The organism is Exiguobacterium sp. ERU653 (genome assembly GCF_018617775.1).
In the GTDB taxonomy this organism is placed as follows: domain Bacteria; phylum Bacillota; class Bacilli; order Exiguobacteriales; family Exiguobacteriaceae; genus Exiguobacterium; species Exiguobacterium marinum.
The window spans coordinates 322,978-347,627 of sequence record NZ_JACSKV010000001.1 but is presented as its reverse complement, the minus strand read 5'-3'; the positions used below and the strand labels follow the sequence as shown (position 1 = coordinate 347,627).

The 24,650-nt window shown below is 45.2% G+C and carries 29 protein-coding genes; 8 read left to right on the top strand and 21 right to left on the bottom strand.

Going from position 1 to position 24,650, the window contains the following annotated elements; translation table 11 throughout:
• The first annotated feature begins 129 nt into the window (after positions 1-129).
• Together def and KNO95_RS01815 are read left to right on the top strand one after the other, a co-directional pair.
• Entirely contained in the window at positions 130-669 is a 540-nt protein-coding gene (gene def / locus KNO95_RS01820) for a peptide deformylase (RefSeq protein WP_026826371.1), read from the top strand.
• 1 nt (position 670) lies between these two features.
• Positions 671-2,296, top strand: a complete 1,626-nt coding sequence (locus tag KNO95_RS01815; protein ID WP_214878201.1) for an alpha/beta hydrolase — start codon at positions 671-673, stop codon at positions 2,294-2,296.
• Positions 2,297-2,340: 44 nt separating this feature from the next.
• Here the strand turns inward: KNO95_RS01815 and KNO95_RS01810 are convergent, their stop codons facing one another.
• The gene (locus tag KNO95_RS01810) at positions 2,341-3,798 is read right to left on the bottom strand and encodes a phospholipase D family protein (RefSeq protein ID WP_214878200.1); all 1,458 of its coding nucleotides are present in this window, start codon (positions 3,796-3,798) and stop codon (positions 2,341-2,343) included.
• A 62-nt stretch (positions 3,799-3,860) separates the two neighbouring features.
• Positions 3,861-5,528: a ribonuclease J1 gene (rnjA, locus tag KNO95_RS01805; RefSeq protein WP_026826374.1), complete on the bottom strand. Its 1,668-nt coding sequence runs from the start codon at positions 5,526-5,528 to the stop codon at positions 3,861-3,863.
• A gap of 199 nt (positions 5,529-5,727) precedes the next feature.
• On the opposite strand from rnjA, the gene KNO95_RS01800 reads away from it, so the two are divergent.
• Positions 5,728-6,516 carry a Cof-type HAD-IIB family hydrolase gene (locus KNO95_RS01800; RefSeq protein ID WP_200868284.1) on the top strand — a complete coding sequence of 263 codons (789 nt, stop codon included), beginning with the start codon at positions 5,728-5,730 and terminating at the stop codon, positions 6,514-6,516.
• 78 nt (positions 6,517-6,594) lie between these two features.
• On the opposite strand, the gene KNO95_RS01795 is transcribed toward KNO95_RS01800, so the two are convergent.
• From KNO95_RS01795 to KNO95_RS01775, 5 genes are all read right to left on the bottom strand, one after another.
• Complete coding sequence (locus KNO95_RS01795; protein WP_026826376.1) at positions 6,595-7,257, bottom strand: potassium channel family protein; 663 nt, start codon at positions 7,255-7,257, stop codon at positions 6,595-6,597.
• 130 nt (positions 7,258-7,387) lie between these two features.
• Positions 7,388-8,419, bottom strand: coding sequence for a cytochrome d ubiquinol oxidase subunit II (locus KNO95_RS01790; protein WP_026826377.1), 1,032 nt, complete (start codon positions 8,417-8,419; stop codon positions 7,388-7,390).
• Between the two features lie 14 nt (positions 8,420-8,433).
• Positions 8,434-9,822, bottom strand: coding sequence for a cytochrome ubiquinol oxidase subunit I (locus KNO95_RS01785; protein ID WP_214702307.1), 1,389 nt, complete (start codon positions 9,820-9,822; stop codon positions 8,434-8,436).
• A gap of 258 nt (positions 9,823-10,080) precedes the next feature.
• Positions 10,081-11,202, bottom strand: a complete 1,122-nt coding sequence (locus tag KNO95_RS01780) for an N-acetyldiaminopimelate deacetylase (protein WP_026826379.1) — start codon at positions 11,200-11,202, stop codon at positions 10,081-10,083.
• Complete coding sequence (locus KNO95_RS01775; RefSeq protein WP_026826380.1) at positions 11,199-12,077, bottom strand: transcriptional regulator CcpC; 879 nt, start codon at positions 12,075-12,077, stop codon at positions 11,199-11,201. The genes KNO95_RS01780 and KNO95_RS01775 overlap by 4 nt, the downstream gene beginning before the upstream one ends.
• Before the next feature lie 108 nt (positions 12,078-12,185).
• Here KNO95_RS01775 and KNO95_RS01770 point away from each other — a divergent pair, with 108 nt between their 5' ends.
• Positions 12,186-12,572, top strand: a complete 387-nt coding sequence (locus KNO95_RS01770; protein ID WP_214702309.1) for a disulfide bond formation protein B — start codon at positions 12,186-12,188, stop codon at positions 12,570-12,572.
• 44 nt (positions 12,573-12,616) lie between these two features.
• Here KNO95_RS01770 and nadE read toward each other — a convergent pair whose 3' ends face one another.
• The 8 genes from nadE to KNO95_RS01730 form a co-directional block, all read right to left on the bottom strand.
• Positions 12,617-13,432: an ammonia-dependent NAD(+) synthetase gene (gene nadE, locus KNO95_RS01765; protein WP_214878199.1), complete on the bottom strand. Its 816-nt coding sequence runs from the start codon at positions 13,430-13,432 to the stop codon at positions 12,617-12,619.
• A gap of 114 nt (positions 13,433-13,546) precedes the next feature.
• Positions 13,547-14,335, bottom strand: a complete 789-nt coding sequence (locus KNO95_RS01760; RefSeq protein ID WP_214878198.1) for a BsuPI-related putative proteinase inhibitor — start codon at positions 14,333-14,335, stop codon at positions 13,547-13,549.
• 99 nt (positions 14,336-14,434) lie between these two features.
• Positions 14,435-14,629, bottom strand: coding sequence for a hypothetical protein (locus KNO95_RS01755; protein WP_015881244.1), 195 nt, complete (start codon positions 14,627-14,629; stop codon positions 14,435-14,437).
• A 246-nt stretch (positions 14,630-14,875) separates the two neighbouring features.
• On the bottom strand, positions 14,876-15,967 hold the full coding sequence (locus KNO95_RS01750) for a virulence factor (protein WP_214702315.1): 1,092 nt from the start codon (positions 15,965-15,967) through the stop codon (positions 14,876-14,878).
• Between the two features lie 84 nt (positions 15,968-16,051).
• The gene (locus KNO95_RS01745) at positions 16,052-16,291 is read right to left on the bottom strand and encodes a hypothetical protein (RefSeq protein ID WP_026826385.1); all 240 of its coding nucleotides are present in this window, start codon (positions 16,289-16,291) and stop codon (positions 16,052-16,054) included.
• Between the two features lie 68 nt (positions 16,292-16,359).
• On the bottom strand, positions 16,360-16,920 hold the full coding sequence (locus KNO95_RS01740; RefSeq protein ID WP_214878197.1) for an NADPH-dependent FMN reductase: 561 nt from the start codon (positions 16,918-16,920) through the stop codon (positions 16,360-16,362).
• Positions 16,907-17,626, bottom strand: a complete 720-nt coding sequence (locus KNO95_RS01735) for an alpha/beta fold hydrolase (protein WP_051545982.1) — start codon at positions 17,624-17,626, stop codon at positions 16,907-16,909. Before KNO95_RS01735 ends, KNO95_RS01740 begins: the two co-directional genes overlap by 14 nt.
• A complete protein-coding gene (locus KNO95_RS01730; RefSeq protein ID WP_026826388.1) occupies positions 17,623-18,198 on the bottom strand; it encodes a GNAT family N-acetyltransferase in 576 nt (191 codons plus the stop codon). The genes KNO95_RS01735 and KNO95_RS01730 overlap by 4 nt, the downstream gene beginning before the upstream one ends.
• Before the next feature lie 149 nt (positions 18,199-18,347).
• On the opposite strand from KNO95_RS01730, the gene KNO95_RS01725 reads away from it, so the two are divergent.
• Together KNO95_RS01725 and KNO95_RS01720 are read left to right on the top strand one after the other, a co-directional pair.
• A complete protein-coding gene (locus tag KNO95_RS01725) occupies positions 18,348-19,079 on the top strand; it encodes a hypothetical protein (RefSeq protein WP_214700743.1) in 732 nt (243 codons plus the stop codon).
• A gap of 273 nt (positions 19,080-19,352) precedes the next feature.
• Complete coding sequence (locus KNO95_RS01720; RefSeq protein ID WP_015881237.1) at positions 19,353-19,640, top strand: hypothetical protein; 288 nt, start codon at positions 19,353-19,355, stop codon at positions 19,638-19,640.
• A gap of 83 nt (positions 19,641-19,723) precedes the next feature.
• Here the strand turns inward: KNO95_RS01720 and KNO95_RS01715 are convergent, their stop codons facing one another.
• Genes KNO95_RS01715 through KNO95_RS01700 form a run of 4 tightly spaced genes read right to left on the bottom strand, consistent with a single transcriptional unit; the run spans position 19,724 to position 21,573 of the window.
• A complete protein-coding gene (locus tag KNO95_RS01715; protein WP_214878196.1) occupies positions 19,724-19,915 on the bottom strand; it encodes a hypothetical protein in 192 nt (63 codons plus the stop codon).
• Complete coding sequence (locus KNO95_RS01710) at positions 19,908-20,444, bottom strand: hypothetical protein (protein ID WP_214702320.1); 537 nt, start codon at positions 20,442-20,444, stop codon at positions 19,908-19,910. Before KNO95_RS01710 ends, KNO95_RS01715 begins: the two co-directional genes overlap by 8 nt.
• Positions 20,441-21,028, bottom strand: coding sequence for a phosphatase PAP2 family protein (locus tag KNO95_RS01705; RefSeq protein WP_214702321.1), 588 nt, complete (start codon positions 21,026-21,028; stop codon positions 20,441-20,443). Before KNO95_RS01705 ends, KNO95_RS01710 begins: the two co-directional genes overlap by 4 nt.
• On the bottom strand, positions 21,028-21,573 hold the full coding sequence (locus KNO95_RS01700; RefSeq protein ID WP_214700764.1) for a phosphatidylglycerophosphatase A family protein: 546 nt from the start codon (positions 21,571-21,573) through the stop codon (positions 21,028-21,030). The genes KNO95_RS01705 and KNO95_RS01700 overlap by 1 nt, the downstream gene beginning before the upstream one ends.
• Positions 21,574-21,749: 176 nt before the next feature.
• Here KNO95_RS01700 and KNO95_RS01695 point away from each other — a divergent pair, with 176 nt between their 5' ends.
• Positions 21,750-22,259, top strand: coding sequence for a YjcG family protein (locus KNO95_RS01695; RefSeq protein ID WP_214700736.1), 510 nt, complete (start codon positions 21,750-21,752; stop codon positions 22,257-22,259).
• 2 nt (positions 22,260-22,261) lie between these two features.
• Here KNO95_RS01695 and KNO95_RS01690 read toward each other — a convergent pair whose 3' ends face one another.
• Both KNO95_RS01690 and fabI read right to left on the bottom strand, forming a co-directional pair.
• On the bottom strand, positions 22,262-22,450 hold the full coding sequence (locus tag KNO95_RS01690; RefSeq protein WP_015881231.1) for a hypothetical protein: 189 nt from the start codon (positions 22,448-22,450) through the stop codon (positions 22,262-22,264).
• Positions 22,451-22,533: 83 nt separating this feature from the next.
• Positions 22,534-23,307 (bottom strand): enoyl-ACP reductase FabI, encoded by a 774-nt coding sequence (gene fabI / locus KNO95_RS01685; RefSeq protein WP_214878195.1) that lies wholly within the window; start codon positions 23,305-23,307, stop codon positions 22,534-22,536.
• A 149-nt stretch (positions 23,308-23,456) separates the two neighbouring features.
• Between fabI and KNO95_RS01680 the strand changes: the two genes are divergently transcribed.
• Positions 23,457-24,623: an FtsW/RodA/SpoVE family cell cycle protein gene (locus KNO95_RS01680; RefSeq protein ID WP_026826396.1), complete on the top strand. Its 1,167-nt coding sequence runs from the start codon at positions 23,457-23,459 to the stop codon at positions 24,621-24,623.
• Positions 24,624-24,650 lie beyond the last annotated feature (27 nt).

Sequence of the window (24,650 nt, the reverse complement as noted above, 5' to 3'; positions counted from 1 at the left end):
ACATTGAAGGGTTATTACGTCTTTTTTACCGCTGTATTATTTTCATTTCACCTTCTGTACCATCCACATTACTTCCTGTTTAAATATGATATAATCAAACGTATACGTTTGATAGAAAGGAAGTTGTTTATGTTAACAATGAAAGATGTGATTCGCGAGGGAGATGAACGGCTTCGCGCTCGCTCAACTGAAGTACCGATTCCGCCAAAAGAAGAAGATTTGGCATTACTCGACGAGATGGAGACGTTCCTCGTCAATAGTCAAGATCCAGAAATGAGCGAAAAATATGAGCTGCGGGGCGGTGTCGGAATCGCTGCTCCACAACTCGGCGTGAACCGTCGTTTCTTCACGATACTGCTTCAAGAAGAGGAAGAGACATTCAAACTCTCCATCTTCAACCCTAAAATTACGAGCCATTCCGTCGAACAAACATTTTTAAATGGTGGGGAAGGCTGCTTATCGGTAGACCGCGTGGTCAAAGGAAATGTACCTCGTTTTCGTCGAATCACATTAGAAGGGTTCGACCGAGACGGGAAGCCGATTAAGCTTCGCTTACGCGGAATGCGCGCCATCGTCTGTCAGCACGAGCTCGACCATTTGGACGGAATTTTGTTTTATGACCGTATCAATACAGCGAACCCGTTAGAAACTTACGGCGAACCGATTTAACATGTTTAGTTCGAGAAAAAGGGCACTGTTGTTACTATTCCCATTTTTATTTCTTTTAATCGGGGGATGTGTACGTATTAATTATGACGCGACTGTAAACTACGATCAGTCCGTTTCTCTCGAAACGACATACGCCTTTCGGGAACATCCGGTCATGAAGTTGCTCAATCTCAGGCTCGATTGGGATACATGGAAAGAACAGGCTGAGGATAACGGGTATGAAACGGATGATTACTCGAGTACCGACGACTATGAAGGAATGGTTTTGAGGAAGACATTTAAAAATGTGGATGAGTTGCAACAGATTAAAGAAGAGTGGAAAACGGGTCCAGCTGGAATTTTGGTTCCTCCAGACATTCGATTCGACATCGAACAGCGAGAGGGTATCTGGTTCGATTCTTACACCCTTCAGACGAACCTCGACCTTCGACTTGATCAAGTCGACTTACCAGGAGTTGAACTGACAGGGTCTCCTAAAAAGTTAGCTGAGCGGTATATCCGTCAAGCCGATATCCGTTTCAACTTGAACGTGCCGACCGGCGTGTTTGTCGAGGACGGGACCGGTCTTGATCTCCGTTCTATGAAACATGTTGAGTGGCAAGTATATGGAGGACGCCAAAACAATTTGAAGCTCGTCGCCCACGTGCCAAACATCAAAGCGTGGATTGTGACGATCATCGTACTCATTGCGGCGGTAATCTTATCCTATTTTATTTGGCGTAAATATCGTCGAAATGTTGGCAATCCGAGAAAGACCTCGATTCGTTCACGACTGCTAGGACTTTTAATTGTCTCGCTATCGCTATCGCTCATCATTGTCACATTCCGACAAGAGTTAGCGAACGAGCGACAATCTGAGGCGGTTCGTCAAGCTTCACAAACGAATGAATTCATCCCTACTTTTGCAGTGCATGGTCTACTCGGTACAGATCGGACCTTCCTTCGCTTCTCTCAAGCTATGGAACAAAGTGGTCAAGCGACTGATGGCGCACTCTGCACTGTTACTGTAAAAGGAAAAGCCGATTGTGAAATTTATGATTATAGTTCGAATCGCCCTATTGTCCGAATCGAATTCGAAGATGCGGAGGCTTCTTTAAACAACCAGACGAAGTGGTTTAACGCTGCCATCGAAACGTATAAAAAAACAAGAAATCGTTCGTTTGATCGCATGTATATTATCGGTCACAGTATGGGTGGTGTTGCTGCTGCCAACTATATCCTGAATCAAGAGACTTACATCGTGGATAAGTTCGTCACGTTTGATAGTCCGTTCGGCGGCACACGACTTGCGAACTTCGGACTATCTGCAAGTAATTTCGGAATCAATACAGGTAGTCCCGCTATCCGTGACTTATCACCTAACTCGGATGGGTTGCAAGCATTCCAATCAAAACTTGAGACATGGCCACGCTCCGTACAAGTACTCTCATTTTCCGGACGAGGTGGCGAATTTAATCTTATCGAGAAATCCAGTTCTCTGCTACTAGAAGAGTATACGAATAATATTCAAACCGAAACCGTCCCGTATGACCACTTCTCGCTCCATCGAAAGAGCGATTTATTGGAAGAGACGGGGAAATTCTTGTACGAATACACGAATGAATTTAATCCCATTGAGACGAATTAACGTTAAAACAGCTATCCCCTTTTGACTGAGGATAGCTGTTTTTTTCAATATGTCATCGTCCACGTGACTTTTTGAAGCCAATAGATTGCGTACTTAGCGAGTGGAATGTCTGTTTGTATTTCGTCATATGCTACCGCATATGTCCCGTTCTCGTTATTCCACAAACGATTAAAATACCCGTCCACTTCATCAAAGAATGCTGTATCCCCTTCCCCCTTCACTTCGACATCTGCCTCTAAATTATAGTCGTTCATATTTCGGGTCGTATAATTCCCAGAGCCTAACACGACCGTTTTCTCATCTCCATCGACATATAGAATTTTCGGGTGATACTGCTCTTTGCCAACGTCATACCAGCGAATCTCGATTCGTTCCGGGTTGACGGTATTTAGTTCGGCTGTCACCGGTAAGTTCGGTAATCCCGACTTTGAACGACCAAACGCATTCGTGTTTGGGTCGAGAATCAAATTAACGGTCACACCTCGTCCCGCGGCGTCCTCGATTGCCTGGATGATATTCCGATCAGCCAGGTAGAACATTCCGATCCAAACGGTATCTCCGTCGTCCGCTCCATTCATCGCGTCGAGCACCGACTCTTGAATCTTCCCTTCCGTGACATAACGAATTTTCATTGTCGCCTCAGACGGTTCGCTCTCAATGCTAGACAACGCCTCGTCATCCGGGAAGCGTCGTGCATCCCCTTTCGAGAACGTCGCAACCGCTTGCTCGCCTTCAATGATTTCTTTTAAAATCGGTCCTTTCAGATGGACACCGACGTTTGAATGATACCCACTGGCGTCATGCGGATTCGCAGATAACACGAACCCTTCATTTTCAGTGACCATGACCTTCCGGTGGTTCGCTTTGATGTTTAACAGCCTCAAATACGCACGAACAGTAATGTCCGGCGCAGATGAGGCCATCGGATTCGGTAACCAACCGTCCTGACTATTTCCGAACCATTGAATCGCCATCCGGTAAAACGAGGAGTATAAAATATTCGGGTCACGAAGTTCGTCAAGATTCGTGTAAACGACTTCTGCCCCTGCTTCCTCTAGTACGTCGAAATGGTCTGACACGTGACCGTTGTATGTTGTATTAATTTCATCTGTGATGAAGACGACTTTCAAGTCTGGATAGCGTTCCATTTGTTCAAGCAACGCGAAAGAGAGTCTTGAAGTAATATCTGGATATTGCCGATCTTCGTTCGAATAAGGATTAAATAAGAAGAAGTCCATGACGATATAATCTTTCGCCTCTCGAATGGCTCGTTCCACTTCATTAAAGATTTCTTGCTCGACAATTTCTGTATCCTCACCCTGATATGTCAGATCATGTAGAAAATCGATTTGGTCATCCGAAATCATATACGGTTCGGACTGACGTGACACCCCTTCCGGTAATGGTTTGATTTGATGATATACGAGCGTGATGAGAAAAATGACCGCAATGATTGCCGTCCCCCACTTCCACCACTTCTTTTTCCCAGTCTTATTAGCCATACTTTCCCCTCCTTAATTGCGGTGAAAAAAAACAGGCTGTAGTTTTCTACAGCCCGTTGAAATCACACTTCCATAATAATCGGTAGAACCATCGGGTGTCTCCGCGTCTTTTGTGCCAAATATGGTGTGAGCGTCTCAGACACAAGTTGCTTCATCTCCGACCACTTCATCTGCTTATTTGACAATCCTTGCTCGACCGTTTTCTTCAACAGACGTTCACCATCACGAATCAAGCTACCTGATTCACGCATATAGACAAATCCTCGTGAGATGATATCTGGTCCTGACACGAGTTTACGTGTCTTGCCGTCGATACTGATGACGACGACAACGAGTCCATCTTCAGACAAGATGCGTCGGTCTCTTAATACGATATTTCCGATGTCGCCAATTCCATTTCCATCAATATAAACAGCGTTCGCAGAAATTTTACCGGTGACAGCAGCCGAATCGGCATCGACGGCGAGCACTTCCCCGTTATCCATGACGAAGCTGTTCTCTTTCGGGATGCCAACGGATTCAGCAAGTTCCGCATGTTTCTTCAACATCCGATATTCACCGTGAATCGGCATAAAGAATTTTGGATTGAGAAGACGAATCATCAACAACTGTTCTTGTTGCGAACCGTGTCCTGATGTATGAATGTTCGTCAACTTCCCATAGACAACGTCCGCCCCTGCTTTATACAACTGATCAATCGTCTTCCCGACGGAAATGGCGTTACCAGGAATCGGAGAAGATGAGAAGATGACCGTATCTCCAGGAATAATCGACACTTGACGGTGTGTCCCGTTTGCGATGCGACTGAGCGCGGCCATCGGTTCACCTTGTGAGCCGGTACAAAGGATCGCAATCTCATTCGGGTCGTAATGACGCATTTGATTCGTCTCAATGATCATCCCTTTCGGAACGTTGATGAAACCGAGCTCTTGCCCGATCGTCATGACTTTTTCCATCGAGCGACCAAAAATCATCAGATGGCGTCCAGTCTCGGCACACGCATCGACCACTTGTTGTAATCGATAGATGTTTGATGCAAACGTTGCAAAGATGATACGACCGTCTGCCTTACGGAACGTCTCGCTAATGGTACCTCCGACAACACTTTCACTCATCGTGAAACCTTCGACTTCCGCATTGGTAGAGTCAGATAAAAGACAGAGCACACCTTCTTTTCCGATTTCCGCCATCTTAGCGAGGTCTGCTGGTTCACCGACCGGAGTGAAGTCAAACTTGAAGTCACCCGTATGGACGATATTCCCTTGTGGTGTTTTCACGACGACACCGAGTGAGTTCGGAATCGAGTGAGTCGTACGGAAGAACGAGATGCTCGTTTTTCGGAATTTAACGATTGCATCTTCATCAATTTCATGGAGCTCCGCTTCACGTAACAATCCGTGCTCTTCTAGTTTTACTTTAATCAAACCGAGGGCGAGTTTTGTCGCATAAATCGGTAACTGAACTTGCTTTAGTAAAAATGGAATCCCACCGATATGGTCTTCGTGACCGTGCGTGATAAATACCCCTTTTACTTTGTCCTTATTTTTAATCAAGTACGAGTAATCTGGAATCACATAGTCAATTCCAAGCAAGTCATCCTCTGGGAACATAATTCCCGCATCGATGACGATGATTTCATCTTGGAATTGAACAACGTATGTGTTCTTCCCGATTTCTCCTAGTCCGCCTAATGCGAACACAGCTGTTTGGTGGTTCTTAACAAACTTCATTTAATCTCTCCTTACTTTAATTATTAATACATCTATGTGAAACATAAGTGATTCTCGAATATGCCCGTAAGATTCTTTTTTCATTATAGCTCATATCATGCCAATATTTCACTAACGATGTGATATTCGTGGTAGTTTCCCTAATTCATGTTATCCTTTTAGTGGGTTCGAAAAACATATTTTTAGACAAAGAGAAAGAATGGTGAATCAAATGGAAGACCAAAAAGTTGTTTTTTTCGACATTGACGGAACGCTCTTACATGAAGGAAGTTATATTCCACCTTCAACGATTTCAGCAATTCAAGCTTTGCAGGCAAACGGTGTCGAAACATTTATCGCTACGGGGCGAGGACCAGCCATGCTCTCGGACATCCCGGAACGCGTCGGGATTGACAGCCTTGTATGTTACAACGGTCAAATCGTTGTGCATCAAGGCGAAATCGTGTATCGTAACACGCTCTCAAAAGACGCCTTAACCCGTTTGACGACTCACGCCACATCAAATGACCATACCCTCGTCTATTTAGGACAGGACAGTGGAGGCGCCTCAAAACCGAATGATACCATTGTCAATCAATCCCTCGGAGAGCTTGCCATGCCGATTCCTCGATTTGAACCGAACTTCCACGTGGAAGAGGATGTGTACCAGACACTCCTCTACTGTACGCCAGAAGATGAACATCACTATATCGGTACCTATCAGGAGTTCGATTTCATTCGTTGGCACCCTCATGCGATGGACGTGATCAATAAAGGGGCAAGTAAGGCCGATGGCATCCGTCACTTTATCGAAACGAACGGCTACCGCGTTGAAAATACGTACGCCTTCGGAGATGCTTTGAATGACCTAGCCATGCTCCAATATGTAGGGACAGGTATCGCCATGGGCAATGCTCGTTCTGAAGCGAAGGACGTTGCGGATTTTGTGACAAAATCAATCCTCGAAGATGGTATCGAACACGGTTTGAAGACCATGAAGCTAATCTAAAAAAAGACCTCTTTTGAGTCAAACCGTCGAGTTGGATCAAACGATTCAACAATCACGGTATCGCTCAAGAGGTCTTTTTTATTTCGAACGTAACGTCCGCTCGAGTCTATCTAGATCAGTATCTTTACCAATGATGATCAAAATATCTTCTGATAAAATCATTTCATCCGCCTGCGGAGAAATGAGGACATCATCATCGCGACGAACGGCAACAATGTTCACCCCGTATTTCGCCCGTAAGTCCAAATCAATAAGAGATTTGTTCGACAACTTATCAGACGCTTTGATTTCGACAATCGAGTGTTCATTCGATAACTCAAGATAGTCGAGAATACTTTGGCTCATCAATCCATTTGCAATTCGAACGCCCATATCGCGTTCTGGGTGGACGATGTTGTCTGCCCCAATTCGACGAAGGACTTTTTCATGGTAATCGTTTGTCGCTTTCACCGTGATGATTTGTACACCGAGCTCTTTTAATATTAACGTCGTCAAAATCGAAGCTTGAATGTTTTCTCCGATTGCGACAATGACATGTTCAAAGTTACGAATCCCCAAACTTTTCAATACGTTCTCATCGGTCGTATCGGCAATAACGGCATGAGTGGCCAACCCCATAAACTCGTTGACACGTTCTTCATCGGAATCGATGGCGAGGACGTCGTATCCGTTTGAAGACAATTCACGGACGATCGACCCACCGAACCGTCCTAATCCGATGACTGCAAATTCACCTGTCATGATGCTACATCCCTTTCCTACACATATTCTCTTCTTGATTCTTCGTTCAGTTTAACTGATTCCACTTCAAAACTCTATACAAAAAACAAAACGGGATTCCCTTCAAATAAAGGAAATCCCGTCTTTGACATTATGCTTTTCCACTCGAGCGTTTCCCTCGTACGTAGTCGTTGTCGAACAAGAACAAACGAAGCAAGAGATAGAGCGCCGGAACGAGAAGGAGCAATCCTAAGATGAATACGATGACGAGCGCCACCGCCATCGACTCGTTGACGACACTTCCATTGATATCGATGTACGGATACAAGATATACGGCAAGTGCGAATATCCGTATCCGAACCAAGCCATGAAAAATTGTCCCATAACCATCAGGAAAGCAATACCGTAGTTCCGTTTCATATAAACGAAGGAGACGGCGATGACGAAGAAGAGGAAGCTCATCGCGAACCACCACCAGTTTCCTCCTAGAATACTTTCATAGTGCCAAGCCGCCTGCGATTTCAAGCCGAAGAAGACAAGCCCTGAAGCAATAATCGTCGGTACACTCCAAAAGAGAGCCCATTTTCTGACGAGTTCGACCGCATCTCGATCACGTGCTTTGTCCGCATAGAACAAAAGGAACATGGCGCTAATATATAGGACCGAGACAATTGCTAAAATGACGACTGTCCACGAGTAGAAGTTGGTAAACAACTTCGCCGCGTCAAAGATGACTCCGTTTTCCGTTTCGGTGATAAAACCACCTTGACTGACCGTCAATACTGTCGACATCGAAGCTGGGATGAGTAACCCGGTCGCCCCGTAAAGGAATACATAAAGCGTACTTTCTTTCGACCCGTAGTTCGCAAACGCATAAAAGCTACCACGAATCGCAAGCAAGATTAAAACTACAGATGCCGGAACGAGTAATGCCGTCCCATAATAGTAAGCCGTGTCAGGGAAGAATCCAACAATTCCGACAAAGAAGAAGACAAAAAATACGTTCGTAACTTCCCATGTCGGGGACAAATACCGCTTGACGAGTCGGTTCACTAGATGGTCGCGTTTCGTATAGCGACTATAAAAGGCGAAGAATCCTGCACCGAAGTCAATCGATGCGACGATGAGATAGCCGTACAAGAACGTCCATAAGACGGCAATCCCTAATTCTTGAATTTGCATGTCATACCCTCCGATCACACTTCATCCGCAAACATCGCTTCACCACGATGTTCGGATTGTTTTAGTTCTTTCCCTACTGGGTTCTCTTTGAACAGGCGTGATAGAACCAATACTGTGACTGTTCCAAGTACCGCGTAGAGGATCGCGAAAGCGACAAGCATCCAACCGACATTTGCCGATGTCGTAGCTGCATCACTCGTGCGCATCAACTCATAAAGCGCCCAAGGTTGGCGACCAAACTCAGCGAAGAACCATCCAAATTCAATCGCTGCCATCGCAAGCGGTCCGCCGGCTGCAATCGCAAAGAGCATCGGTTTACTGAACTGATTCAATCGCTTAATATAGCGCCCTAGTACGAATAGGAAAGAGATGAGCGCGAGAAGCATCCCGATTCCGACCATCGCATCAAAAAAGTAGTGAACAAAGAGCGGCGGTTGGTCTTCTTTTGCGAATTCATCTAGACCTGTCACCTCATAGTTCGGGACACCACCAGCGAGAATAGAAAGTGCATAAGGAATCTTCAAAGCCCCTCGGACTTCATATCCGCCTTCACCGTCATCTTCTAACCAACCACCGAGAATCAATTCTGCCTCGGAGGAGGTTTCAAAGTGCCATTCAGCTGCCGCTAATTTATCCGGTTGGTATTGAGCCAAATATTTACCTGAGAAATCACCAACAAGCGCTGTCGCAATCGCAAAAATCAGTGCGACTGTCATCGTCAAACGAAGACCTTTTTTGTGGTACTCGATCGACATCTTGTCGAGTTGATTACGACGTTGACGCAACAATTGTACGGCTGCGATCGCTGCTAGGATGAACGCAGATGTTAAAATCGCAGACGTCAGCACATGAGCCATCTTCGTCGGCATCGCCGGACTGAACATCGCCTCAAGGGGACTAACGTTCGCCAAACGACCGTCGACAATATCAAACCCTACAGGTTGGTTCATAAAACTGTTTACCGTTGTGATGAAAAATCCTGAGAACAATGCACCTACCGCTACCGGAATGCCGAGAAGCATGTGGTGCCACGGATTTTTAAAGCGATCCCACGTGTACAAATAAATTCCGAGGAAAATCGCTTCAAAGAAGAACGCGAACGTCTCCATGAACAGCGGGAGCGCAATCGTTTGACCCGCGACGCGCATCAAATTCGGCCATAATAGAGAAAGCTGTAGACCGATTGCCGTACCCGTCACAACACCGACCGCTACCGTCACGACATAGCCACGTGACCATCGTCGAGCCATGAGCGTGTATTTCGGATCTTTTTTACGAATCCCTAAAAATTCTGCCAATAAGATTAAAAGTGGAACCCCGACGCCGAGTGTGGCAAAAATCACATGAAACCCTAATGTGAGTGCCGTCAATGCCCGGCTCATCAGGACAGGATCTTGAAACATCTATTGATTACCTCCTATCTCTCTCTATCGCTTCGAAACATGTATGAAGCGACAATCACAGATGAATACCCTTCGATACTTTCATCATAATGATTTTGTATTGCGCTGTAATGTCCTAATGCTTGAGTTCGCAAAATGTTCACATTTGAGCAATCGCCACAAAATCGTCGCTTTACATTCATTCACTTTTCCCTTTTCCACCAAGCTTCACTCCTATTTGAACACACTAAAAGCGGTCACAAACGCGACCGCTCCGAGTTATTGAATCATGACTGTACGGAAGTAGTGATCAAATAAATCAATGGCAACTTCTATCGCACGTTCATCCGGATTGAGTGTCGATTGATGGAGACCCGACCCCATGTCGTTTACCCCTAACCAAACCATGAAGCCCGGGACTTGCTTCAGCATATATCCGAAATCTTCGCCCGTCATGGCTGGTACGCAAGTCTTATACGAATAGCCCACCTCTTCGACCGCTTCTTCGAATTGATAGAGATAGCGCTCATCGTTGACGACCTCATGGTAGCGATTCCCGAATTCAAGATCAATTTGAACGTTATACGTCATCTCGACCCCGGCGATGACTTGACGAATCCGACTCTCGAGCACGACCATTTCTTTATCAGACAATGCTCGTACCGTCCCATCCAATTTAGCCGTATCAGCAATGATATTCTCTTTCGTCCCGGCCGCGACCTTTCCGATGCTGACGACCGCACTTCCCATCGGGTCGATGTTCCGTGACACGATTGTTTGCAGTTGCATGATGAGCGCAGCTTGAACGATGACAGCATCAATCCCAGCATGAGGAAAGGCGCCATGCCCTCCTTTACCATGAATCGTCATATGGAGCTCGCGCGCGCTTGCAAATAGCACACCGGGTCTTGAAGCTACCATCCCGACCGGATATTCAGGAGCGACATGTAAGCCGAATAACGCATCTGGACGAAAGTGATAGAACAACTCAGATTTCGCCATCGGTTCCGCTCCCCCCGGTCCTTCTTCAGCAGGTTGGAAGAAGATGACGAGATGATGATTAAACGGTACTTCGACGGCACGTTTAATCAATCCGAGCGCGATGGACATATGGACGTCATGACCGCACGCATGCATCATCCCTTCATGAATCGATGCAAATTCTAAATCTGTCTCTTCCGTAATGGGTAACCCATCCATATCAGCCCGATATCCAATCGTCTTTTCACCGACAAGTCCATCTACACGTACAAAGAGCCCCGTCCGCCAATGCGTGATCTGAACACGTGGTGAATCGAGCGAACGAATCAATTGTTCAAGAGTCGCTTGTGTTTTGAACTCTTCATACCCGACCTCTGGAATTAAATGTAGTTGTCTTCTCGCTTCGATTGCCCAATTCATGATTCAGTCTCCTTCGTTACTTCTTCAACAATATTCCAAAATGCTTGAACTTGCGCCAACTCTAACATCGATTCTGTCGAGAGCATCCAAGTGTCTCGAACAAGCGGCACCCCAGCTGATGAGGTCAATGGGATCTTATTCATCTCATTGACATCTTTGATGGTCGACTCCGGCAAAATTGCAAAGCCGATTCCATGTAACGCCATCTGTTTACACGTTTCAATCTGATCTACGACAAGCGTCGTGAGTGGCGGACTTGAAAACCGTTCTTGCCACCACTCTAATATTTCCTGGTAATAAGTCGAATCACTCTTAAACTGAATGAACGAGCGTTCGTTATTTTTCAGTTGGGAGAGTTCGGTCATCTTCAAATCGACCAAGTGTAAGGAGTCGGAGAACAACTTCATACGCTCGCCCCGCCAGTCCGGATTCCCTCGTATAATCCCTATATGATAATTTTCTTCAAGCATATAACGCATCATTTCACTCGACCATCCTGTGACCAACTTCACTCGAACGGACGGATATCGTTCCACAAACGTCTTTAATACTTTCGGTAGCCAATATTGCCCCATGATAGAGGCGACGGCGATTTTCAATGTCCCGTATACTTCTCCTTGGTTTGCTGTCAGCTCGCCTCTTAGTTCCTGTTCTTCACTGTACATCTTTTTGGCAAACTCGATGATTTTCTCGCCATCTGGTGTCAATGCGAGCCCTCGGGTCGAACGAACAAAAATCTTCTTCCCCCATTGATGCTCGATTGTCACGAGCCGCTGACTGAGAGCCGGTTGTGAGACGAACAATCGCTCTGCCGCTTTACGCATATTCAATTCTTCTGCAAGAATAATTAACACTTCTACTTCTGAAACTTGCATCACGTCACCTGTTTCTCTATCGTTTGAAAGATTGTATACTGAATAAGTATTTGTTTCAATGTATCATATCATGTTTATTCAATATTTTGAGTATTAGGAGGAATTCTGATGCAACGCCGTCATTTCGCCTTTATCTTCGCAGCTGTCGCGACACTCGGCAGCCTTTATTATTCTGAAGTTATGCTCTTTTTACCGTGTAAATTATGCTGGTTCCAGCGTATTTTTATGTATCCGCTGGCCATCTACTATCTGACCACCATGTTGACCGTTCGTGATGTCAACCGCTTGTTTGTCGGAATCATGGCCGGAGCAGGATGGTGTATTAGCCTATACCACGTGATTTTAGAACGCATCCCTAATGGAGAGGCTTTCTGTACGAACGACTGCCTGATTCGCTGGGTCAACTACTTTGGATTCGTCACAATTCCTTTACTCAGTTTCATCGCATTCACATGCATTCTGATTATTCAGTTCGCCCCTTTCAAGAAAGCGTGAAACAAATAAAGGAGAAGCTGTCATCGCGACAGCTTCTCCTATTTTCATTGCCACCACTCGTCGTACAAAGAGGCAGGCATATGATGCTTGTGACGTGAACGCTTGAAAATCGTCTCGATTAGTTCGGCAATCTCCGGGTCGATGGATTTCCCTTCTAAATAATCATCTAGTTGATCATACGTCATACCAAGCGCCACTTCGTCAGGAAGTCCAGGACGACCATCTTCAAGGTCTGCTGTCGGTACTTTATAAATGACACGTTCGTGAGCCTCCAATTCGTGGAGAAGTGCTTTTCCTTGACGCTTGTTCAAGCCAGTCAAAGGTGTGAGGTCACATGCACCGTCGCCATGTTTCGTATAAAATCCTGTCACATACTCTGCTGCATGGTCGGTACCAACGACGAGGGCACCGAAAGTTGCCGCGACGTCATATTGAGCTTTCATTCGTTCTCGCGCCTTCGTGTTTCCTTTATGGAAATCACTCAATTCAAGATCAGTCGCTTGTCGGAACGCCTCAAGTGATGCATCGACAGCAGGTTTGATGTTGATGGTCAATGCTTTGTCCGGGCGTATAAACTCAAGAGCAAGTTGCGCATCACCTTCATCATGTTGTTCACCATATGGTAATCTTATCGCGTAAAACGTATAGTTTCCATCCTCTTCCGATCGCAGCTCTTCCATCGCGAGTTGACATAGTTTTCCGGCCAAACTTGAGTCTTGTCCTCCTGAAATACCTAGGACGAGTCCTTTCGCACTAGCTCGTCTCACGTAAGTTTTCAAGAAGTCAATCCGCTGTCGAATCTCCTCTTTCGGATCGATGGTCGGTTTGACATGTGTTGATTCAATGATATGTTGTTGCATGGATGACCCTCCCACTATTCTCTCATTTTGCTTTATTGTCCGATAATCCTTATACCCCGTCAACTAGCACTCTAAAAAAAAGAAAGACGGAAACAATCGTTTCCGTCAAGAAAGTTATTGAATTTTAAATGATGTGACTTCTCCACCAATCGGTGTCATTTCTAAGAACAATTGTTGATCATCCGTTGGCGCTTCGTCGAGCAACACGCCAAACGAGAATCCGCCTCCTGTGACTTCAGCTGCTCCTTGTGCATACAGGTTATGCCCATCTGATACAGACCACTCGAACTCTACCTCGTCCGTGAAACCACTAACTTGAATCATCGTGTCATTCACATCAATTTGTACATCACGGAACGCACCATCTGATTGAGGTTCTGATGCAGATGGTTCTGAAGTATCTTCTTCAGGTTTTTCTGAAACAGATCGTTCAACTGTGAACTTCGTCTCATCCGTTACAGCAATTTCCGGAGCCCCGTCGACTTGAGCGAGCCCGACCACTTCGACTGAATATTCACCAGCCTCTAATTCATCTAACAGTAAGACCTCATCGAAGATCTTTTGTTCATCCGCTGCCCACTTTTCTTCAATAATCGATTCCGTGAACATAAATTCGCTACCATAATCAAATACGATTTTGTCACCTTGCTTGATAATCAACTGATAGCGCTGTGACGTATTGAATGTCACGTCCACGGCTTCTTCATTTGGGTTCGTCATTTTGATTGTTGCCGACAGTGTATTTGCAGATGAATCGTATGCCACTTCCGTGTCGAGCGTCAATGGAGCCGGTGGTTCAGACGAATCACTGTTCACTTGACTCGGTTTCGCCTCTTCTTTACCACACCCTACTACGACTAATAAGATTGCCGTCACTACGGCGAGCAACCAAGTTTTCTTCATGGATCCCACTCTCCTCAACAAAATAAAAAAACGTCTATAGCACTAGTGTATACAAAGTGCAGACGTTTGTAATGATTTTCCTTATATTATTTACCTTTTTTACGAAACTTTAGTTTGTTCCATGTATTGCTGCCAGCCGGTCATGAACAATGAATCTGCGATATCGAGATCAGACCGGACTTGAGCCGTAATCGAGAACGTCTCACTGTGCATCGATTCAAACGTGACGACCATCGTTTCTCCTACTACTTCCTTATAAGCTACAAGTTCAGGCGTTTCTGCAAACAATATCATAAGTAAGGCTCCTTTGTTCATCTGTGATAAACCTAGTGTACCAATCTTAAACCGATATATATGTCCTATCGTTCGACAGTGAACCAATGACATTATACCTATTGTCGAAACGCTTACATCAAATGTTAAGCAATTGGGGAAATGTGCATATGATTTTATGAAAAAAGGAGCAATCCGCACTGCAGACGCTCCTCTTTACCTTAAATTGTAAATCAAATTGATTCAACACTTGTCGAACGAAACAAGTTATTTAGAGCGGTTAGAAATTTGTTGCCATACCGTTCCGAGTGCCGTTTCCCCGCTCGTGATCCGCTCTTTCGCAAGTCTTGCTTGTAATGAAACTTCAAATTCACGGTCTTCTTCGGCAATTGATAGGGCTTGGACAGCACGTTCATCTCCACAATCAAACAAGAATCGAGCCGCACGCCAACGGACAAGTTTGTTCTTATCTTTTAGCGCCTCAATCATCGATGGCTGTGATTGAGGTAACGCCCAGTCTGAGACTGTGTCCCCAGCTGTGCGCCTCACAATAGGAGAAGCGTCTACTAAGGCTTGTTCGATATATGTGACATATTCCTCACGTCGCTCTTCAAACATCCCGATCATCACGACAGCCTGTCGACGGATGGCCATCACTGAATCTTCTAGTGCACGACGGAAATATGGCATATTTTCATGATGGATTTCGAGTTCATCTAGGAATGCCATCCGATCTTTCCAGTTCTCCGATTGTAAATGATTCGCGTTCGTCTCAAAATCAGCCTCGCGTCCGAATGCCCGAGCTACAATGCGTTCGACACGTTCTTTTGGATACGCAGCCTCCAACTCTTCTTGAGCGACGGCACTGACTTCATCCAGTTGGCCATAACGTGGGGCTTGTTCCACCCAACGACGGTCTTGGATAACATTTTTCACCTGTGCTTGAACTTCCATCGCTGCATCAACGAATCGTTTCGACAGTCCGATTCGCTTTTCCTCGTCCCCTTTGACGAGTTTTAATTGCATCGGAACATCAAGTACAAACTGAACAGAAACGTGAACCGGTTCATAGTCCGTATCCATTTGGGCGGTCTCGACTTCCTCGACTTGTTCCCCAAAAACTCGACGAATCTCATTCATCACGTCGTGCCAATCATGTTTCGGATGACGTTCGACAGCGATAAAATCAGATACAGCATAGACTGATTTCACCCCTTGAAGTGCGACAATCTCCTGAATGATGACCGGAGCATCGGTATTCGCTTTGTCATACGTGGTGCCTCTTCCTTCAAATGGAGGTTCTACGATAATTTTCAAGTTATTTGGACTTGGTGTTGGTTCAATTGCTACTAGTTTCATTCTCATCACCTCACTCTTCATCGTGACGAAAATGACAAAAAAACGCAAGCGAGTCGCTTGCGTCAATCATTCGTCTATTTATGTTTAGAACAGCGCGATGAACTGTTGGAGCGAATACGTATCACCATCCACGGTAAACGTGTCGTCATCTGCAATCGGTTCAAGGAAGAAACGTTTTTCTCCGTCTTCTTTTACATAACCGAAAATATGATTGGATTGATAGAACAACTCTACAATCGTCATACGTCCAAACGTCATTCCATCGTTCATTACCGCCCGATCACCTAATTCGCCGCCATTGTACAGTTCGATGTAAGTTTCCATTTTGGTGTCGCTCCTCTTGTGTTTGTTTTCACAATTCCTTTCTATCAAACAACAAGAACGACTTCAAGTTAATTTTTTGCGCTACGCTTCCAAAATTCAATCCATTTATAATACTCAGATAACGTTTTTTTAATTTGTCTAATGGACTTTTCATCGTGAAGTCCTGATTCCCCGATTTTGTCTTTACAATGCGTTATAAAGATTTCATTTCCTGGTAAAACATTTGCTCGATTTGTGGCAAATACTTGTCGAAGATGAATCTGGCATCTGGCCGTTCCGAGCATACCTGGAGACGCTCCGGCAATCATGACCGGTTTATCCCGAAGTGGGGTACCCGGTTCGAGCGAGAGCCAGTCAATCGCGTTCTTCAAGACACCTGGGATACTGTGATTATATTCCGGAGTGACGATCAGTAATCCATCCGCTTCCCGAACGGCTTGTTTCAAAGTGGCCACCACTTCCGGTTCATCTGGGTCAATCAAATCATCATTAAATAATGGGAGCTCGATTGAGACGACTTCAATGTCAAAATCGTCTCGAGCAAGTCCGATGATTGAGCGGAGAAGAGCCGTATTGAATGATTGTTTCCGAAGGCTGCCAGAAATCGCAATCAATTTATACTTTTTCATGAGAAGCCTCCTGTAGCCATTGATTAATAATCGCAGCCTCTTCCTGAGGTGCTTCCATCATCCCCATATGACTGTAAGGGACAACGGCGGTCGTGTGACGACTCGCACCTAAAAACGCCCGGTCCTCATTCATGTTCGGATCTTTCTCTCCATAAATGAATAATCCCGTAAGTTCAGTTGCCTCGACAGTGTTCACTTCATCTTCACGATCCCGAATCGCTCGTTGCGCATTCACAATTCCATCGACCGACATATGGTATCCAATCTTAATCGCATTTTCGACGAGCATAGGGTCTGAATCATTCGAGAAGACACTCGGAATCATCCCATCAATAAACGGCTTTACCCCTTCTTCGATGACTTTATTGATCGCCGCATTGCGTTTTTCTTTAGCCTCTTCTGAATCTGACGCAGCGGTTGAATGAATCAGTCCAAACCCAGACAACTCGCTCTCATAACGACGAACGAGATTTGTAGTCACATATCCCCCGAATGAATGCCCGAACACGAGTGGTTTGTCAAGATTACGCAGTCGTATCTCTTCAATGACCCAGTCCGCGAACTGATCCATCGTTTCCGGTCCCACTTCCGTGCCTGCATGACCCGGTAATATGAATGCATGAACTTCCGCATCTAGCAAAGGTTCTAACTGTTCAAAGTACTGTGGCGAACCACATAACCCATGTAACAAGACAAGTGCTTTCATAAGATTGAATGCTCCTTTTCTTCCCATTCTGTTTTGAGTAATCGATACATCGTCAAATCCATAAAACGACCATGACTGTACGCATAATCTTTCAATAATCCTTCCTCGATAAACCCGAGTTTTTGTACGAGTCGATTCGAGCCTTCATTACCTGGTGCGACCAATGCGGAAATTCGGTGGAACTTGAACTCTTCAAATCCATGCTGGATGACAGCCGTAGCCGCTTCAAACGCCACACCTTGTCTCCAATAATGATGAGAGACCTCAAATCCAATCTCAGCACGATAGTATTGGGCGGTCCAATTGTGAAATCCAATCGTTCCGACCAAATCGTTCGTAAATCGATCGCAAATCGCCCAGCGGATGGCTTTCCCTTGCTGAAATTGATCTTTAAAATAAGCGATCACATTCTTCGCTTCATAGACGGCAAGCAACGGGTCCGACCCATAATATCGCATCACTTCTTCCGTGGATAAGATGGTATAAAGCGCTCTTGCATCACGCGGTTCAAGCTCCCGAAGGATAAACCGTGGCGTAGCGAGCTCAGGAAAACTACGTTTCAATCCCCACATATGGAACCCGCCTTTCCTATTCATTTCCTCAATTATACTTGTCTTTTCCCAAATGTATCGAACTCAATCCTCAGTAATCGTCTCAAGATGGCAGAAACCAAGTGTTTTTGCTACTATGAATGTAGTATGTCAAACTGAGGGGATACCATATGTCAAAACAACTCTTTTATTTGAAACTAGACCGAGACGTCCAACGATTCACGCTTCATGGTGTAACATTGGCCGATGTAACAGAGGCTTTTTCCGTAAGGAGACCGATGATCATTTGTCGAACCGATATTAAAGGGATGAGGCAATCATCACGGTCACGTTTTCGCTATATCGAAGCGCATGAGCTTTCTTCGTTCTCGTCAAAGTATTTGAATAACCAAACGACATTCACAGCAATCGACTTTCCAGATTACAACACGCTTGAAACGTTGTCTGATCATGAGATTGCAGAGATCCTGTTTTTAAGTCATATGGAACGTGGGATTAAAAAACCGTTTTTGGATTCGCTCGATAATGAGATTGCTTTTTTCAACGAAGCGAACGATCGGCACAGTAGCCTCTACATTCGAGACTGGTCGACCATCAATCGATTTGTTCAAAACATGTTGCAAAGTAAACTCGACCGAGACATTCGCAACATTAGTTTTGTCCCGATCCCACTTCCTGTAATTGATGAATTGCTCGACTTGGCACCTCAAGGGCTAATCATCGACTTCGATCATACAAAACGAAGTTTATTCAATCGACAAATTGTTATTTCTTTCTATGTGGCTGGCCGCTATGAGGACATGTCCGTCCTCGAAGAAGACTTCGACGCCAAGAAAGAGTCCATCGCACTTAAAGGACAGTTGATGTATCGCCGTCGTACTTGGCAAATCGAACGGTTATAAGGTCACACATGTAACTAACGTATCTGAACCTCTGGACAAGAGGTTCTTTTTTGTTATTTTCAGACTGATTATTTCAAGCAATTTCCCTTCATAACCGGGCTTGAACGCTATCCTTAAAAATTGATAACAAATTGTCTTAATTTTTTGTTAAATTAACACTTTTCTTTTCTGAATGAGGCGTTATACTAGGAATAACCTTCTGGAGGAATGGAAGGCAATATAGAGAAAGCGAGGTGAAAATCTATTCATCACGCGGATGGATAGATACACGAAATGGAACAACTGAAAGTACAAGGAGTCTCTTCGTTCACCAAGTTTGCGACGAATGGAAAAATGCTGAAATTAAAAGATGCTCATGCAGGGGAACAACGCATTTCACTACAGGATGCGACCGACATTCAAGTCTCTCTGCTCGACGAGGACCATTCGCGCTTCACTATATTTGGTCATGCTCACCCTCTTGTGGAGCTGACCCTTCCTCACAACTCTTGTGAAGTCCTTTATGCATGGTTACTACACAAGATGAAACGACAAAAAATCAAATTAGCTTCAAACGCTTAAACAAAACAAGGTCTTGTCTCCGTGTGGGAGAAAGACCTTGTTTCTTTATCTGAAATCAGAACTTTCCTTCGTTTCTCTTTATATTATGAAGTCGGCGTGATCGAATTTTTCCGATAGATGGTTATTCCCCCATGCTTGGCTTCCCCTACAACTTCGAAAAGCCAACCATTCTCAATTAACATAGTTCGAACAAATAAGAAGTCTTCTTTCGGCACTTTCACTTCCTCTACTTGTCCCTCTAACAATTGCTGAAACGTATGTTCCCAATCAGTCATGTCCATTCTCCTTACGTGAGTCTTCTTCGCTCATCCACTCAAAAAGGCGACGGCCGGAATCGAGTCGGTTAGTCGCATCCCATAATTCGTTTGGAACGACTCGAGATACGTCAATCGTGCCATTTCCCGCAAACACGACATCTTCGCCTGTCGCCTGTTCAATATAGTGAAGCGCGAACGACAAGACGGATTCTTCCGATTCATGCCCACTTTTCTGCAAGGCGAGATCGTAAGTCTCGTCACGTTGGTTGTTCACAAGTAACGTCCGTCCTCCATCGAGTAACGTCATCGGTGGGACGGCATCGACATGAAACACTTCATACGAATGATACGTCCCTTCATTATAAGATAAAAGCGGGATAAACTGGCGTTGACTCGCCCATTTTTTCAATTGGAACAAAATTCTCATCGAAGTGAACCACGTTGCCCCCTCAATATCTTTTTCCACTAAAATCGTAGGAATTGATGCTTCATCCGCTTCTTTTTTGTGAACAAACAGCCATTTTTCTACATCTACGACGATGATCAAACTGTCTTCCTCCTTATGAACCATTCAGAGAGTGCAATCATGGTCAGTGCAACGAACCATCCACCGAGCACATCACTAAAGTAATGAACATTTAAGATGACCCGACTTAGCGACACTGCAACCACAAGACAGACGAGTATTGCAATAGCGACCTTCGACTGTCTCTTTTGATACAGTACATACGCCATCAATCCATACAGCGCAAACGAACCGGAAGCGTGTCCGCTCGGAAAACTGTACGTCGTCGCATCAAGAGACGCATCGATGAGGGGTCGGTCAATTCCATAGATGAGTTTTAACACTTGGGTCAACAGAAGTGTCCCGATTCCCACGAGCGCTAGGCGCCATGCCTCGACACGATTCCCTCGCCATAACCAAAACAACAATCCTAAAATCGAGAGTCCAACGATTACTTGAGCGCTCCCTAATTCTGTGACGTATGAAAATATACGATTCGGTAACGGTTGTAACCATTCATATACGATTGTGTTCATCGGATCGACCGCCCCTAAAACGACAAACACCGACACGATCACATAAGCGACCGTCCCGGCTATCATCACCTTCTTCGGTGTCCACGCCATCAATATAACCCTTTTCGTTCACGTATCTCTTCTTCTCCGAAATCGACCATATCGCGTAACCGGTGTGCCAAACGCCCTGAAGCGTTTGCCGCAATCGCGCCGACGAGGTCATCCATGAACGTATGCACTTGACCGTCGTCCATCTTCGTATCAAGTTGCTTGATGATACCTATTTTTGCCTTGTCTAAGTATCCGAATGTGGTCACGGCAATCGAACCATATGTGTTGACGGCACCAATCGCAATCGTTTCATCCACACCAAATAATCCCTCATCAGATGCGATAATTGATAAGAGTGGTTCTGATAACTGACCTTTCTCTGCCAACATATCAAGCTCTGAGCCGACAAGAATTGCATGTTGTAATTCACGTTTGTCGAGAACCGCCTCGACAGAATCCATGCAGTCTTTTAATGAAAGATGCGGTGAGTAAGGTGCTTGCATCTGATAGACAATCTCCGCAATCGATTCGATCGTGACGCCGCGCTCGAATAGACGAGCACGAGCCGCGTCTCGGACGTCTCGTGAGTGTGGTACGTGTTTCATTGTATGCGCAGGATCGGAATCCTGCTTCACATCCCTTCGTTCAGAGAGTTATAATCTCTCTATATGATATAACCATTATACTGAAAAATCGAAAAAAAGACGAACCCTGCTTTGACTTCGCTTATTAAATCGTTCATCATAAACATGTAGTGTAAACGATTAAAGGGGGAAGAGGAATGAAGATTGGGGTAGTCTTATTTCCGTCAAAACAAGTGCAAGATTTTGCGAACTCTTATCGAAAACGTTATGACACGAAATATGCGTTAATTTCACCTCATGTGACAATTAAAGCACGTACAGAAGTGTCAGAAGAAGAGTTGCCGAAAGTACTAGAATATTTACAGCAAGTCGCAGATTCGACTAAACCGCTTCATCTAAAAGTCGATGGTGTCCGGTCTTTCGCACCAACAAACAATGTATTGTATTTGAAGGTACTCCCGACACGTGAACTATCCACGCTTCACCAGCGGTTACATGAAGGTCTCCTCAATCAACCGCCGAAATATGAATTTTTGCCGCACATCACCATCGGTCAAGATTTGACCGATGCGGAACTGTTCGATGTACTCGAGCGGTTGCGTATGGAACAAGTTCATTTTGAAGAGACCATCACACGGATGGCCGTCATGTACGAACTCGAAAACGAAACGTGGAACGTCTATGAGACGTTCCGTTTCCGTGGTTAAACTTATATGCTCCGGTCGACATAGCGACCGGGGTTTTTTTCTTGCTCTTCTTCTAGCCATTCTTCCCGCCGAGGCCGGATACGTTGAACACGTTTGATGCGTGTCACCGGTTCGATGCTCGCTCGACCTGATGGCTGGACTTGACGATTGACATATTGCACGACTGTGAAATCAATTTGATAAGGACCCATGATCTGACCTCCTTCATAGGTCCTTACCCGATTCTTTCATGTGGTAATACAAAAATGGCGCATCACTGCGCCATTGCCCAAACTTATAAAATATGGTACCCGCTATCTACGTGAATGACTTCACCGGTAACGCCGCTCCCCATTCCCGAAAGAAGAAAGAGTCCTGTCGAAGCCACTTCATCTGCAGATACGTTTCGACGTAACGGTGCCTTCTGTTCAAGTTCAGAAAGGATACTGTTAAAATCACCGACCCCTTTAGCCGACAACGTGCGAATCGGGCCTGCTGAAATTGCATTGACACGAACCCCGTGAGGTCCATACTCGTTCGCCAAGTATTTGACACTTGAGTCAAGTGCCGCTTTTGCAACGCCCATCAAGTTGTAGTTCGGGACGACACGCTCTCCACCGAGATACGTGAGCGTGATAACTGAAGCATCGGATGCGAAATATGGTTTCGCTGCTTTCACAACGGCTGTCAAACTGTAAGCTGAAATGTCTAACGCCTGCGCGAATTGACCTCGTGTCATCTCAGAGAACTCACCGCGGAGCGCTTCTTTGTCAGCAAACGCGATTGAATGAGCGATTCCTTGAATCTCCCCTGCTCCTTCGTGGATTGAGCGGAACGTCATTTCAATCGCTTCGTCGTTCGTCACATCGCACTCAAGTAAAATCGCTTCTTGCTTTAACTCACCCGCAAGTGATTCTAATCCTGATTTGAATCGTTCTGCTGCATAAGTCAATACGAGCTTCGCTCCCGCTTCATCAAGCGTTTTGGCGATGGCCCAGGCGATCGAGCGCTTGTTGGCAATCCCCATGACGACATAAGTTTTATCTGTTAACGTTGGAAAAATTGACATCATAAACTCCCCTTTTTAGTACCTGGTGATAATATCTGTTATCAGATTACAGAAAGGTTTCTCTTTTGTCAACCGGCTCGTTTCGTATTGCGATTTTTTTAAGTTGCGGTAAGATAAAATACGTATAGAAAGGGTGACTCGACTCCATTATGAACCGCATTCAATCATATTTTAAAAGTTTAGACACGACGCTGTTGACCATCGTCTTCCTGTTAATGATCATCAGCCTCGGTGCAATCTATACGGCACAGCCGATGTTGCCGACACGCCTTCAGCATATCAACTTCGCTCTCGAGCAAGGCATTCGTTACGTTATTGGCTTTTTTGCGATGTTTGCCATCATGACGATTGAATATGAACAACTACGGAAAATCCATTGGTATTTGTACGCATTCGGCCTGCTCCTTCTCGTAGGGTTAATCCCTCTCCGAGATACAACGCTCGTTCCAAATATTAATGGGGCGTATGGGTGGTATAACGTTCCAGGTTTCAGTTTCCAACCTGCCGAGTTCATGAAATTGTTCCTGCTAATTTCGATGTCGACGATTGTGTATGAACACAACAAACGATATGGCTCATCTCAACTCGATACGTGGCTCTTGGTCAAACTGATTTTAGTCGCCCTCCCTCCACTCGGACTGATTGTAACGCAACCCGATTTGGGAACAGGGCTCGTCTTAATAACGATGCTCGGCGCCGTCATTATCGTCTCGGGAATTGGCTGGAAGTGGTTGCTCGGTCTCTTCAGTGCGGCCGCTCTGACAATCGGAACATTTATGTATTTGTTCTTCTCCCATTTTGAGTTGTTGCAAGCGTTCGTACCGGGCCATGCCCTCAACCGATTTCAAGCATGGATTTATCCATACGAGTATTCAGACGATTTAGCATTCCAGTTAATCAAGTCGTTACAAGCAATCGGGTCCGGACAAATGTTCGGGACAGGATACGGACAAGGTCTCGTCTATTTGCCGGAATCGCAGACAGACTTTATTTTCGCAGTGATCGCCGAACATTATGGTTTCATTGGTGCAGCGCTCGTTATCATCGTCTTTTTCCTGTTCCTCTATCGCATGATTCATATTGCATTAGAGTCAAGTAGCGCTTTTGGAAGTTACATCGTCACCGGCGTTATCGCTATGTTCACATTCCAGGTTTTCCAAAACATCGGGATGACGATCGGTGTTTTGCCAATCACGGGTCTCACACTTCCATTCGTCAGTTACGGGGGAACGGGAATCATCATGAACATGATTGCAATCGGTCTCGTGATGAACGTGGCATCCAAATCAAAAACATATATGTTTGATGACGATTGACAAAAGCCCTCAAGGAATTGAACTTGA